The sequence below is a fragment of the Spirosoma soli genome (genome assembly GCF_042684525.1).
Lineage (GTDB): Bacteria > Bacteroidota > Bacteroidia > Cytophagales > Spirosomataceae > Spirosoma > Spirosoma soli.
Genome location: NZ_JBHULN010000028.1, coordinates 1 through 12,136 on the forward strand (window position 1 = coordinate 1; position 12,136 = coordinate 12,136).

Genomic DNA, 12,136 nt, shown 5'->3' on the forward strand with positions numbered 1-12,136 from the left:
TCTCGCGCCGACTCCTCACTCTGACTTGGGAACACTACGCCAAGCGACCGGGTATAGCCGACATGATTATTGCGGCAACTGCTTTAACGTATCCGGTTGAACTGTTCACCTTCAACAAAAAAGATTTTGATTTTGTCGAGGGCATCAGCTTTTACCGGCCTAAATACAAACATCAATACGGTCCTGAATCTGCGTAAGTCGGTTCCCCGGCGACAGGATGCCAGCCGCGAGGTCAGGCCGACAGCCCAACCGGGCAGGGGCGTAAAGGGCTACGCCCATCGGCCTCTGCGGTCGTTGGGTGAACACAACAGATAGTGTTTCAAAGTCCAGTTTCTGTGCGACAGGCCGCACGTCCCGAAGGCAAGTTGTTTGGCTTGTTGGTCAGCTTCGGTTGACACGAGAAACGCCCCAGTTGGTATAGTCAAAAAAGTGAATTAGGTGGCTCTCCAGCGACAAGCCCAACGCCGAACAGAAGTAAAGTCAAAAGTAATATGCGCTCAGTTTGGCATCACAGGTGCAGATTTGGGTCTTTTTACTAACTTAGGCACGGCTTGATAATGAGAGTCTTAGAAAGCATGCGTACATCAGACAGGGGGTGTAAAGGCACTACGTGCCATCACCACATGGGGTCGTTGGGCATTTTTTTGAGTTCGGCGGGTTGCGGGCGACAAGGTAAACAAGGTTAGAAAGAATGGAAAGCAAGAATATCGCACCTGACGGGTCTGACATTGTAGACAACGGCCCCTTTTATCACGGAACGAAAGCGGATTTGCAGATTGGTGATTTGCTAACAGCAGGGTTTAGGTCGAATTATAAGCCCGAAGTCATAATGAATCACATTTATTTTACAGCCTTAGCTAACGGGGCGGGGCTTGCCGCGGCCTTAGCCAAAGGTGATGGAGACGAACGTGTTTACATTGTTGAACCTACAGGGAGTTTTGAGAATGACCCAAATGTTACAGACAAAAAATTTCCAGGCAACCCAACACGCTCGTATCGAAGTCAAGCACCGTTGAAAATTGTTGGCGAAGTCACAGATTGGATAAGGCTGACACCGGATGAACTGCGTACATGGCGGGAAAACGTGGCGAGAATTAATGCGGACCCAACAGCAGAAATTATAAACTAACGTGTTCTGTGATTCGCTCGCCGTAAGTGGCTCTCCGGCGACAGATTGCTCGCCCCCGGAGGAGAGTTTTCAGCCCAACGAAGCCAAGTGTGTAAAGGTGTCAGGTACGTTTGTTTGTGTTAGCTTACTTGCCCACCATCAACACCCGGGCGTTGGGTGGAACAAAGCTGCTTGCCTACACGCCCACTCAACACGTTATTGTACGTCTAGCAACTTAGTAATTCAGCTCCCCGGCGACAGAGCGAACGCCCCGGTTAGGCAGGTTTTAACTTACAATTTCAGCTTCCGGCTATACTACTCCCAAAACCTGTCCAACATTTGGGGAGTAGTATAAAATTCACTCATCCGAAAGAAGGTAAAATTTATAACAGTAGTTACGGAAAGCTTAAGCCCTTTATCCATTGTTGATAGTCAACAAACCCTCCAAAGGTTAAAGTAGACAAACGTACCTTATGAGCCTGCCTTGTTTCAAGGTCGAAAACAATAGAACGGGTCCAAAACTTACACCTAAGTTTTGGACCCGTTTATTAAAACAGCACGAGTACTTCTCTATTAGTTACAATAATCGCTAATCACTTTATAAGAGGGATTGTAGCCTAATTCACCCGCTTTCGAGAGGTCCAGGCAACCGCCGTTTTCGTCACCGAGGCTATGTTTGATGATTCCCCGGACGTAGTAGGCTTCGGCATAGCGAGGATTTAGTTTAATGGCGCTGTTGCAGTCCATAATAGCCCCTTTCTGGTCGCCCTGGGACGATTTGATCATACCCCGCGAGAAATACGCTTCGGCATAGGTCGGGCTAAGCTCAATCGACTTATTCAGGTCAGCGATGGCCGATTTAGGATCACCCTGCTTGTTTTTGCTCAGACCACGGCTGAAATACGCTTCGGCTCGTTCGGAGCTAAGCTCGTTAATCTTGTTACGTTCCTGCACTACGTTGCGCAGATTGTCCAGAACGGCGTGCGTAATGCGCCCGTTATAAATCACTTTGGTTTCGGCGTTGGCATTGTTCATATCAATAGCCTGATTGAAATCCTGAACAGCTCCCTTCTGATCGCCTAGTTTGCTGCGGCAGAAACCCCGGCCGTAGTAAGCCTGATAGTTGTCTCCTTTGAGCGCGATGGCCCGGTCGTAGTCTGGCAAGGCCGCTTTGTAATCTTCCAGCTTACTTTTGGCATAACCGCGGTAGAAGTAAGAATCACCATCTTCGGGGGTTAGCTCAATAGCTTTGTTCAGATCGGCTACGGCCCCCGTAAAATCGTTTAACTCTACTTTCGACAAACCGCGACCCGCGTAGGCCTGTGAACGCTTGGGACTCATTTCGATTACTTTAGAAAAATCAGCCACACTACCGGAATAGTCTTCGAGCCGCTGCTTTGTAACTCCGCGAACGTAGTAAATCTGCACGTTGGTGGGATCGAGCTCAATCGCTTTTGAAAAGTCGGTAAGAGCTCCCTTAGGTTGGTCAACACGGCTACGGCTAACCCCCCGGTTGTAATAAGCCTGTGGATCGTCGGGATTCAATTCAATGGAGCGGCTAAAATCAAGCAGGGCGGCTCGGTGGTCTTCCTGTTTACTTTTACTGACGCCCCGACTGAGGTAAGCGAGCGCATCTTTGGCATTCAGTTCAATGGCCCGGTCATAATCCAGCACAGCGCCCCGGTGGTCTTTCAAATTAGCTTTAGCAAGCCCTCGGTTGTAATAACTGGCCGAGTTCTCGGGGTTCATAGTAATAGCCATACTAAACGCTTGCAAAGCACCAGTGTAGTCGCCTGACTTGCTTTTACCGATACCGTTCTCAAAAAAATCAACGGCTGTTTGCTGAGCTATGGCTAGTGGCGGTGATAAGAGCAGGAGCCCTAATACCAGAAAAAATAATAAAAGTTTACGCATGAGGCTGATTTGTAAGTGAATGGTGAGTAATTTATTAAATGGTAAAATTAGATGTTGATGAGTCATAGGCAAACCACCTTATATTAAATTTATAATAGACAGCGTATCGACAAGCGATGATAGCGACGTCTGGCTATCTATGTGTCATCTATTAACCTACGCTATCAAGACATTGTGTCATGAAAAAGAAGCGATAATGTAATTATTATGACATAATGTCTTGAATTTGACTGAAACAATGCTTGGTACAAAGTTTGACTAATAGAGAGTGTAACACTTGATAGATAACCCAATTAAGACGTACCAAGAACATGGCAACTTTAGTTCGATATAACAGCCTTCCCACTTTCTTCAACCCATTCTTCGGCTCTCGTGTGTATGGCCGCCCCATCGTAGCGCGCTATCAAAACACGAACGTAAATGCTCCCGCTGTGAACGTTAAAGAAACCGAAACTGCTTTCCAACTGGAACTAGCAGCTCCGGGTTTGAAGAAAGAAGACGTAAAAGTTAACGTTGAGAACAACAAGCTCACCATTGCTTACAAGCACGAAGTGAAGGCTGACGAAACCACCGAGACATACACTCGTCATGAATTCGGCTTCAACGCTTTCGAGCGTAGCTTCCGTTTGCCTAAGAATGTGAACGCCGACCAGATTACGGCGGCTTACACCGACGGCATCCTGACGGTTGAACTACCAAAAGTTGAGGTGAAAGAAGAGAAACTGGTGAAAGAGATTACCGTTGCCTAATTGCTCGGAATCTTCGCCATTATAGAAGTGAAACCCGTGCTATGCTTATGGCACGGGTTTTTGTTGTTAACTAAGGGCCGCGATAAACGCTTCGAGCTTCCGTTCGTCTAACTGGCCGTTTGTACGAACACCGCTACAAATGTCTAAGCCAAACGGCTGCACTTGTTCAATGGCTTCACGAGCATTCTGTACGTTCAGTCCACCCGCCAGAAAAACTGGCACGGCCGATTGCTCAACGATCTGTCGGCTGATGGCCCAGTTATGAATTCGTCCTGTGCCCCCCAGCTCTTTTACCGCCAGGGTTGGATTGCCAGAATCGAGCAGCAAAGCATCGGCTCCCTCCTCGACAGCCTGTAAGGCTTCAGCAATGTTACGTTCGTCGATGACATGAATGACCTGCACTAGTTTGACGGCGGGCAAAGCTTCCCGAATTTGAACGTACGTAGCTGGCGATACAGCATCGACAAGCTGAATAGTGTTTGCGCCGACGCGCTGCTGATGGGCTATTATATCAGCCGTAATCGTTTCGCTGGTGAGCATAAACGTAGCAATAGGGGGCGGGGTTGACCGAACAATGTGAGCGGCCAGCTCATCGGCTACCACACCCGGACCACTGGGCATGCGGCCCACTAACCCAAGGGCATCGGCTCCGAGCCGGATGGCCAGCCGAGCCTCTTCCGAGCTACTGATGCAACAAATTTTAATTCGGGTCCTGAACTGAGATGACATTGATTTGTTCCTTAATTAAGGTTGGATGGTCAAAGATAAAGTCAACGGCTCCAACACAACAACTATGGTTCAGGAATACCCCAACGATACCTACGCTTCTCTGCGCATTCCCGACTTCCGTTATTTTGTGATGAATAGCTTCCTGATCACGGCTACGCTGCTGATTCAGGAGGTTGTGCTGGGCTACGAACTCTATAAGATCACGCACGATCCGCTGGCGCTGGGTCTGGTAGGGCTGGCGGAGGCCATACCGTTCATTGCGCTCTCTTTGTTTGGCGGACACTTGGCCGACCGGCGGGATAAAAAGCGGATTTTGCAATGGAGCCTGGGCGTCATTACGCTTAGCTCGGTCATTTTATACGCGGTTTTTCAACCCGCCATTGTATCTCAGCTGTCGCAGACAACGCAGCTAGCCACTATCTACGGTGTTCTCATGCTGATTGGTACGGCAAAAGGATTCTACTCGCCCGCCAGTTCATCGCTGAAGCCGTTTCTGGTACCTCGGGAGTTGTATCCTAATTCGGCCACCTGGAGCAGTTCATTCTGGCAGGCTGGAGCCATTGTCGGGCCAGGTGTAGCGGGTTTTCTTTACAGTGGACTAGGGTTTGATAATACCCTACTCGTTGTGATTGGTTTGCTGGTGGTGTGCTTTCTGCTTATTACGTTGGTTAGTCGAAAGCCTGTGCCCATCAGTGATGCACCAGTTCTGGGTTTTAGGGAAAGCCTGAAAGAAGGATTTCGATTTGTGTTTAAAACCCAGATTGTGCTTTACGCTATCTCTCTTGACTTGTTCTCGGTATTGTTTGGGGGAGTTGTCGCAATTTTGCCAGTCTTTGCCGAAGATATTCTGAAAGTAGGAGCCGAGGGGCTGGGCTTTTTAAGGGCAGCTCCGTCGGTTGGGGCCGTGCTAACGCTGGCCGTTATGACGAAGTATCCACCCATCGATAATGCCTGGCGAAATATGTTGTTAGCCGTTGCGGGCTTCGGCGTTGCGACCATTGTTTTTGCGGTGTCGACAAATTTCTATCTGTCGCTTGTCATGCTTGCCTTAACGGGTGCGTTTGACAGTGTAAGCGTCATTATCCGGCAAACGATTATGCAGATTTTCCCGCCCGACCACATGCGGGGTCGAGTGGCGGCCGTCAATGGCATTTTCGTGAGCTCATCGAACGAGATCGGAGCATTCGAGTCGGGGCTGGCGGCCCGGTTGTTTGGTACCGTGCCTTCGGTGTTATTGGGAGGAATCGTTACGTTGGTGGTTGTGACTTATGTGTATGCCAAATCCAAGGCGCTGCTGGCGGTAAAGTTGAACTAGGGATCCGATGTACTGCTTTACAAATAAATATGCGCCTGAATAGCGGCCTTCCGGCGGGTATTCAGGCGCACACAATCAGTATCGGCAGTTAAGCCCGAGCTGATGAACTATTCATGTCATGAATAAAAGCGTTTACATCTATCTCTTCATTGAGTAGAACGCGGGTGTTAAATACTTCCCAGAACAATTCGTCTGAGAGTTGATAATCCTTTTGCAGCCGTATCATATCACGGATGCTTTCTTTTAAGGGCGCAGTTGTCACTGGCGACCGAGCGGCCATTGGCTGAAGATTTTCCATCAGAAAAAGGAGGTTATTGTTTGCGTGCGAGTTTGTAAACGCGTTCATTATCAGAATGTTTATTAAAAAATTTACCCTGATAACGAATAGGTTAGAAAAATACCATTGTTTCTACCATTTTTGAGCTTGCTTGTGACTTTTCTATTAATAAGGTACAACGAAAATTTTTTCAAATATTTCACTCGCTAGACTTTTAACACTATTTATGAAATTGTACCCTGCCATCACTGCTGGTCTATTAATTTCTGCCTCATTAGTGGCGATGCGGCCTGAGTTTACCGCCAAGCCGCTGAAGTTAGTAAAGGCATGGGAGACAGACACAACCCTGCGCGTTCCGGAATCGGTGCTTTATGATGGGAAAAACACGCTTTACGTAGCGAATATTGACGGGAAAGCCGATGAGCTGGATGGCAGCGGGTTTATCTCTAAAGTGTCGCTCGATGGGAAAATTGAAAACCTGCGGTGGACATCGGGGCTGAATGCACCCAAAGGCATGGGCTTGTTTAAAAACCGGCTCTACGTAACGGATGTGTACCGATTGGTGGCTATCAACACCGAAACCGGTCAGGCCGAGAAAACCTGGGACGCCGTAAACCAGAAGGGAGCCTTCTTGAACGACGTAACCGTAGCGAACGATGGTACTGTATACGTATCAGATAGTCGTTCGGATAAAATCTATCGGCTCAAAGACGACAACTGGGAAGTGTGGATGGAAGGCGAACAGCTTGACAAACCCAACGGACTACTGGCTGTGGGCAAAGACAGATTAATGGTTGGCGCTACGAAAAAAGGTGAATTAAGATCCGTAGACATCAATACAAAAACGTCGACGACGATTGCCGATGGAATGACGGTTACAGATGGCATCGTGCCCGAAGGGAAAGGCAACTACTTCGTATCGGACTGGAACGGGCAAATTTTTCATGTCATGGGCAGCGGCCAGAAAGAAAAACTTTTAGATACGCGTGAGCAGAAAGTAAATTCGGCTGATATTGAGTACGTCGCCAAAAAGAAACTATTGATTGTACCAACGTTCTTCGGCAATAAGCTGATCGCGTATCGAGTAGAGTAACAAATAATGAGGGCTGGCAATTTGCCAGCCCTCATTGCTTGCTAGTAGGTAATTTCTTCTTCGTCCAGCAGTCTTTTGATGTTTATAATGCAATCGTCCATTATTGTTATGTCGTTTCCCCAGTCGGTGACGATCCAATCTTGATTAGGCTGGATTATGATTACTTTTCGAATTTTGGAAAGTACCCAAAACACCCGCTCTACACCAAAATTGATCAACTCCTGCGTTTTCTCAGAGATATAAGCAACATCGCTACCGATTTCGTTGAGATCGATCTTGATATCTACTTCCAGTACTATTTTAGGGGGAACATCGAAATATTTGCCTTTCAATCTGGGTAACGATGACTTCTCAAAAATGGCGACATCAGCGGACAGATTATCGCCAAGACCTACATGAAGTCTAGATTGATTTGTGGCAAGCTGGTATTGTTTACGGTCGACTTTATTCCAAAGTGTTCCCGCTAGTACCATCACAATGATGCTTTGTAAATCACTACTTCCCATTATGTCTTCGGGTTTGAGAATGCCAGCCACGACGTCGTGGTATCCCTTGTAGTATAAAGGGCGTCCGTTGAGCGTTTCATACACCAGCGACTTGGGAATGGCTGATGTTTCAACAAATTCGTTTGTCGTTACCATACAAGCTCCTAGTTTTTGGAAAGTTACTCAATTAACTATTCCGTCCTAACAAGCGTTCAACGGCGACCCGCGCTCGTTCCGCGCCAAAACCAGCCATGGCCTGGTTCATTTGTTGCCTGATCAGGTCATTACCGAGGTTACCAAGACTACCTTCGTGACTATGGTGTAAGTCGCGGGGAGGCTGATACGTATGCTCGGCGATCTCCTTGCCGATGGTCCGGTACGCTTCGCGAAAGGGCACGCCCTGCAACACCAGCTCATTGACCCGTTCGACGCTAAACAGTAAATCGTATTTCGGGTCATCCAACAGGTTAGGCTTTACCTGAAGGTGTTCGAGCATGAAATCGGTAATGCTGAGGCAATCCAGTATTTCATCGAAGGCAGGCATTAAAATCTCTTTCAAAATCTGCATGTCGCGGTGATAGCCGGAAGGTAGATTGCTCATTACCAGCGTAACCTCCATCGGTAGGGCCTTCAGGCGATTCGTTTTGGCGCGGAGGAGTTCAGCTACGTCAGGATTTTTCTTGTGCGGCATGATGCTGCTGCCGGTTGTGAGGGCATCGGGCAAGGTGAGAAACCCAAAGTTCTGGCTGTTGTACAGGCAAATGTCCATCGCCATCCGCGAGATAGTAGCGGCTATGGCAGCTATGGCGGTCAGGGCAGTTTGTTCGGTTTTGCCCCGGCTCATTTGGGCATACACTACGTTTACGTTCATGCCTTCGAAGCCCAAAAGCTCCGTCGTTAGTGTCCGGTTCAGGGGAAACGACGAACCATAACCGGCACCCGAGCCAAGCGGATTTCGATTGGCTAATCGGTAAGCTGTTTGTAAGGTCAGCATATCATCGGCGAGGGCTTCGGCATAGGCACCAAACCACAGCCCAAAGGAGGAGGGCATGGCGATTTGCAGGTGCGTATATCCTGGTAATAGATCGTTTTTATGCTGCTCCGACCGGTTTATTAGCCGATCAAAAACCTGCTGAACGGCTTCGGCTACGTGCCACAGCTGGTCGCGCGTAAAGAGTTTAAGGTCAACTAGCACCTGGTCATTCCGTGAGCGACCGGCATGAATTTTCTTACCTGTATCGCCCAACGCCCGGGTTAGCATCAGCTCAACCTGTGAGTGAACATCCTCAACACCTTCTTCAATAATGAACTCACCAGCCAGAATCTGTTGATAGATGGTTTTTAGCTCGGTTTCTAATGCCGTTAGTTCATCATTCGTAAGTAAGCCGATGGTTTCGAGCATTTGCGCATGAGCCAGGTTACCCAATACATCAAAAGGAGCGAGGTAAAGATCCATCTCGCGGTCGCGCCCGACGGTAAAGCGTTCAATGCGGTCAGACGTGCTGACGCCTTCTTTTTGCCAAAGTTTCAAAGCGAAAGAGTGAAAGAGTGAAAGAGTGAAAGAACGACCGGCCACAAGGGAGTCCATTTCTCACGCTGTGCATTCGGCAAAGGTCGTAAAGAAAGTTAGGAGAGGCAATTGAGTTGAAGGTTGCACTTTGTGTGGAACACAGGCCGTTGAACCGATCTCAATTGAAAAAAAGTCGGCTAGTTTACCGCTTCTTCTGCTTTAACAACCAGTCGAAGATGCGTTTGTCTTCGTAGAGGTACTGAATCCCGTGCCCTTCATTCGCTAAGCGGGAGAACGTTACGTTGCCGTTGCACTGCTTCAGCCGATGAACCAACCGTTCGGTTTCGGAAATAAGAATTATATCGTCGGCCGTTCCGTGGAAGGTCCAAACTGGAATATGACTGATCCGACAAATTTGCGTAGAATCGTTACAGCAAATAGCAGAAGGCAAAATGACGTAAATCGCATGCTGATCAGGCTAGGTGGAGACACGGGCGAAGGTAAATCGAGAAGCGTAGGCTTTAATCAGTAGTTGATAGAAATTTCATGGGGTTTGGTTTCCAATGCTTTTGCCAGCCACCAAAATCCACCGGCCGTTACCAGGCTGATGGCTGTAATGACCAGCCAATGGGTTTGAAAACCAAATTGCTCAACCATGAAGGACCCGAATGCTGGCGCTGCTGTTTGAGCTAACGCTCCACCCATGGCGTATAGGCCAAGGTACTGCCCACGCGTCGCCGGACTCGACCGGTCGACCGTAAAGGATTGAATGAACGGAATGGTCAGCATTTCGCTGATAGTTACCAGAACAACATACACAAATGCAATGGCGATCTGGTTGCCCAGTCCTAACGAAAAGTAAGAAACAGCCGTTAGTAGGACGCCCCACGTAATGAGTCTGATTTTAGACCGTTTTTGTTGCTCCAGGCTGTGAACGAGCGCCATTTCAATAATAACGATAAGAATGCCATTCAGGGCCATCAATGCGCCGATCTGTTGCTCATTCAAATGCACAACTTGCTTGAAGAACAATGGAACAATGCTGAAGAGCTGCATGAATACCATTAGATAGCAGGCAACGAAACACACAAAAACTAAGAATAAGACATCGCGATACGGTGATTTAACTACTTGAACTGTGTCTTGCTGCGCATCTTTTACCGCCGACGTAGCCTGATTATCCTCTACTCGATTCGGAGCGGGCAGCAGCGCCCCAAGCACTAGCCCAGCGGCAATACAGGTCAGACCATCGACCCAGAACAGCAGACTATAGTCGATACCCGCTAAAAAACCACCTAAACCGCCCCCCACAGCCCAGCCGAGGTTGATAGCCAGTCGGTTTAAGGAAAAGGCCCTCGTGCGGCTGTCGGCGTCGCTATAATGGGCAATGGCTGTCTGGTTGGCCGGTCGAAAGGCATCACCCAGTAGGGTAAAGATGAAAACGCTGGCGCAGAGCGCGTAAAAATGAGTCACGAATTGCAGGCCAAGTAAGAAGAAACCACTGAACAACAAGCTAAACAATTGCGTGTGGTAAAAGCCAAACCGATCCGTCAGGCGACCGCCGAGAAACGTTCCGACAAAGGCGCCAGAACCATAAACAGCCATCACAATACCGGCGTCGGTTACGCTGTAATGCAGGTGCTGCGTTAAGTAGAGCGTCAGAAACGGCAACACCATGGTGCCACACCGGTTGATGAGCATAACACCCGCCAGCAACCAAACGGATGGTGAAAGGCCCTGATAGGCGCTACGATATAGGTGAAGCGTTTGTTGAATCATGCCTCAAAGTTAGGCACTTCAACGGGCTGCACTGGGGTCTTCGCCCGCATTCACGAAGATTTTCTTGTCAGTTATGAGCGAACGGTGTTCTTCCAGAAATGCCTTAAACAACCGAATTTCCTCTAATTGCTTGTCGATGGGGTGCGTTAAGGCATAGCTTTCTACGTACACATCCTGGAAGTCAGTAATGACATATTCCATGAGCTTAATGCCTTTCCGCTTGAGGGCATGGAGATACAGGTTCTGGTGATTATGCACGTAACGCCCGGGCTGATACGAAGCCGTGGTTTTAAGGTCAACCGCTTTAAACTTGCCAATGAGGTCGACATACCCGTAAAACAATACGTCGTCAATCTGCCACTGGCAATAAACCTGCGTATCGACGATGGGGCGGGGGAGGAGTTTACGGACGCGTTTTACAATATCAGGATCAAAACGGGCTTCGTCGGTTCCTTTCACAATGGCTTCTTCGAACGAAATGCCGCGCTCCTGAGCCGCTGTAGTCGGTGTCGGCACCCGGTTGATGGAGTCGATCAACTCCTGCGCGGAGAGATTACCTCCGCCTACGTAACGCGAAAAGACGTTCAGTAGCGATGGATAGAAGCGGTAGTTTATCATCGGTTTACGGTGTCAGTCTACGGTTTTGAGTAAGGTTATACCCATCGGGCCTAAACGAAGAACTGTAAATGAATCGCTTAGTTTTTTACGACTAATAGAACACCAACCATAATCAGGGCAACGCCAAGCAGCCGCCAACCGTTGGCAGGATGCAGCGTAAAGCCCAGTAATCCGAAGTGGTCAAGGACAATAGCGGCCAACAATTGTCCGGCTACACTCAGGCTCACTAAGTTGGCCGTACCGATCTTAGGAACGCTGATGATAACGGTGGTTACGTATACAGCGCCAATAACGCCACCGGTCCATTTCCACCAACTTACCTGCCGAACCGTATCCAGCGTTGGGATGGCCGGACTCGACGTAAGCAGCACTAAAATCAATGCCAGAAATCCTGAGCCAAATGAGATGGCTGCGGCCAATAAAGGGTTGTTCATAGCCTGCCGCAGGTTCGCATTTACGCCACCCTGAACCGTTACAGCCAGGCCGGTCAGAAACGCAAGGAAGATGTATAGATAATTCATGATGGCAAAGGTAGGCACACGCGGGTCGTTGCCGTAGA

Annotated in this window: 14 protein-coding genes; 5 read left to right on the forward strand and 9 right to left on the reverse strand. The window is 48.6% G+C overall.

The window, feature by feature from the left end:
• Positions 1–197 (forward strand): PIN domain-containing protein (locus ACFSUS_RS27570; protein WP_381525658.1); only part of this gene is annotated, 197 nt, incomplete at its 5' end.
• 494 nt (positions 198–691) lie between these two features.
• Positions 692–1,129: an NAD(+)--rifampin ADP-ribosyltransferase gene (gene arr, locus ACFSUS_RS27575; protein WP_381528077.1), complete on the forward strand. Its 438-nt coding sequence runs from the start codon at positions 692–694 to the stop codon at positions 1,127–1,129.
• Positions 1,130–1,681: 552 nt separating this feature from the next.
• Here arr and ACFSUS_RS27580 read toward each other — a convergent pair.
• A complete protein-coding gene (locus ACFSUS_RS27580; protein WP_381528079.1) occupies positions 1,682–3,022 on the reverse strand; it encodes a tetratricopeptide repeat protein in 1,341 nt (446 codons plus the stop codon).
• 311 nt (positions 3,023–3,333) lie between these two features.
• Here ACFSUS_RS27580 and ACFSUS_RS27585 point away from each other — a divergent pair, with 311 nt between their 5' ends.
• Complete coding sequence (locus ACFSUS_RS27585) at positions 3,334–3,771, forward strand: Hsp20/alpha crystallin family protein (RefSeq protein WP_381528080.1); 438 nt, start codon at positions 3,334–3,336, stop codon at positions 3,769–3,771.
• Between the two features lie 66 nt (positions 3,772–3,837).
• Here the strand turns inward: ACFSUS_RS27585 and ACFSUS_RS27590 are convergent, their stop codons facing one another.
• On the reverse strand, positions 3,838–4,500 hold the full coding sequence (locus tag ACFSUS_RS27590; protein WP_381528082.1) for a phosphoribosylanthranilate isomerase: 663 nt from the start codon (positions 4,498–4,500) through the stop codon (positions 3,838–3,840).
• Between the two features lie 64 nt (positions 4,501–4,564).
• On the opposite strand from ACFSUS_RS27590, the gene ACFSUS_RS27595 reads away from it, so the two are divergent.
• Positions 4,565–5,815, forward strand: coding sequence for an MFS transporter (locus ACFSUS_RS27595; protein WP_381528084.1), 1,251 nt, complete (start codon positions 4,565–4,567; stop codon positions 5,813–5,815).
• Positions 5,816–5,903: 88 nt separating this feature from the next.
• Here the strand turns inward: ACFSUS_RS27595 and ACFSUS_RS27600 are convergent, their stop codons facing one another.
• On the reverse strand, positions 5,904–6,161 hold the full coding sequence (locus tag ACFSUS_RS27600; RefSeq protein WP_381528086.1) for a hypothetical protein: 258 nt from the start codon (positions 6,159–6,161) through the stop codon (positions 5,904–5,906).
• A 157-nt stretch (positions 6,162–6,318) separates the two neighbouring features.
• Between ACFSUS_RS27600 and ACFSUS_RS27605 the strand changes: the two genes are divergently transcribed.
• A complete protein-coding gene (locus ACFSUS_RS27605; RefSeq protein ID WP_381528088.1) occupies positions 6,319–7,185 on the forward strand; it encodes an SMP-30/gluconolactonase/LRE family protein in 867 nt (288 codons plus the stop codon).
• Positions 7,186–7,226: 41 nt separating this feature from the next.
• Here ACFSUS_RS27605 and ACFSUS_RS27610 read toward each other — a convergent pair whose 3' ends face one another.
• The 6 genes from ACFSUS_RS27610 to ACFSUS_RS27635 all read right to left on the reverse strand — a co-directional run bounded on the left by ACFSUS_RS27610 (position 7,227) and on the right by ACFSUS_RS27635 (position 12,098).
• Positions 7,227–7,826, reverse strand: coding sequence for a Uma2 family endonuclease (locus tag ACFSUS_RS27610; protein ID WP_381528090.1), 600 nt, complete (start codon positions 7,824–7,826; stop codon positions 7,227–7,229).
• Positions 7,827–7,857: 31 nt separating this feature from the next.
• The gene (argH, locus tag ACFSUS_RS27615) at positions 7,858–9,201 is read right to left on the reverse strand and encodes an argininosuccinate lyase (protein ID WP_381528092.1); all 1,344 of its coding nucleotides are present in this window, start codon (positions 9,199–9,201) and stop codon (positions 7,858–7,860) included.
• Positions 9,202–9,382: 181 nt separating this feature from the next.
• Entirely contained in the window at positions 9,383–9,631 is a 249-nt protein-coding gene (locus tag ACFSUS_RS27620) for a prolyl oligopeptidase family serine peptidase (protein ID WP_381528094.1), read from the reverse strand.
• A gap of 74 nt (positions 9,632–9,705) precedes the next feature.
• On the reverse strand, positions 9,706–10,959 hold the full coding sequence (locus ACFSUS_RS27625) for an MDR family MFS transporter (protein WP_381528096.1): 1,254 nt from the start codon (positions 10,957–10,959) through the stop codon (positions 9,706–9,708).
• A gap of 18 nt (positions 10,960–10,977) precedes the next feature.
• Positions 10,978–11,577 (reverse strand): PD-(D/E)XK nuclease family protein, encoded by a 600-nt coding sequence (locus tag ACFSUS_RS27630; RefSeq protein ID WP_381528098.1) that lies wholly within the window; start codon positions 11,575–11,577, stop codon positions 10,978–10,980.
• A 77-nt stretch (positions 11,578–11,654) separates the two neighbouring features.
• Positions 11,655–12,098 (reverse strand): DMT family transporter, encoded by a 444-nt coding sequence (locus ACFSUS_RS27635; RefSeq protein ID WP_381528100.1) that lies wholly within the window; start codon positions 12,096–12,098, stop codon positions 11,655–11,657.
• Positions 12,099–12,136: the final 38 nt, after the last annotated feature.

Coding starts and splice junctions, on each gene's coding strand:
- arr (WP_381528077.1), top strand. CDS start 692: ATGGAAAGCAAGAATATCGCACCTGACGGGTCTGACATTGTAGACAAC.
- ACFSUS_RS27580 (WP_381528079.1), bottom strand. CDS start 3,022: ATGCGTAAACTTTTATTATTTTTTCTGGTATTAGGGCTCCTGCTCTTA.
- ACFSUS_RS27585 (WP_381528080.1), top strand. CDS start 3,334: ATGGCAACTTTAGTTCGATATAACAGCCTTCCCACTTTCTTCAACCCA.
- ACFSUS_RS27590 (WP_381528082.1), bottom strand. CDS start 4,500: ATGTCATCTCAGTTCAGGACCCGAATTAAAATTTGTTGCATCAGTAGC.
- ACFSUS_RS27595 (WP_381528084.1), top strand. CDS start 4,565: ATGGTTCAGGAATACCCCAACGATACCTACGCTTCTCTGCGCATTCCC.
- ACFSUS_RS27600 (WP_381528086.1), bottom strand. CDS start 6,161: ATGAACGCGTTTACAAACTCGCACGCAAACAATAACCTCCTTTTTCTG.
- ACFSUS_RS27605 (WP_381528088.1), top strand. CDS start 6,319: ATGAAATTGTACCCTGCCATCACTGCTGGTCTATTAATTTCTGCCTCA.
- ACFSUS_RS27610 (WP_381528090.1), bottom strand. CDS start 7,826: ATGGTAACGACAAACGAATTTGTTGAAACATCAGCCATTCCCAAGTCG.
- ACFSUS_RS27625 (WP_381528096.1), bottom strand. CDS start 10,959: ATGATTCAACAAACGCTTCACCTATATCGTAGCGCCTATCAGGGCCTT.
- ACFSUS_RS27630 (WP_381528098.1), bottom strand. CDS start 11,577: ATGATAAACTACCGCTTCTATCCATCGCTACTGAACGTCTTTTCGCGT.
- ACFSUS_RS27635 (WP_381528100.1), bottom strand. CDS start 12,098: ATGAATTATCTATACATCTTCCTTGCGTTTCTGACCGGCCTGGCTGTA.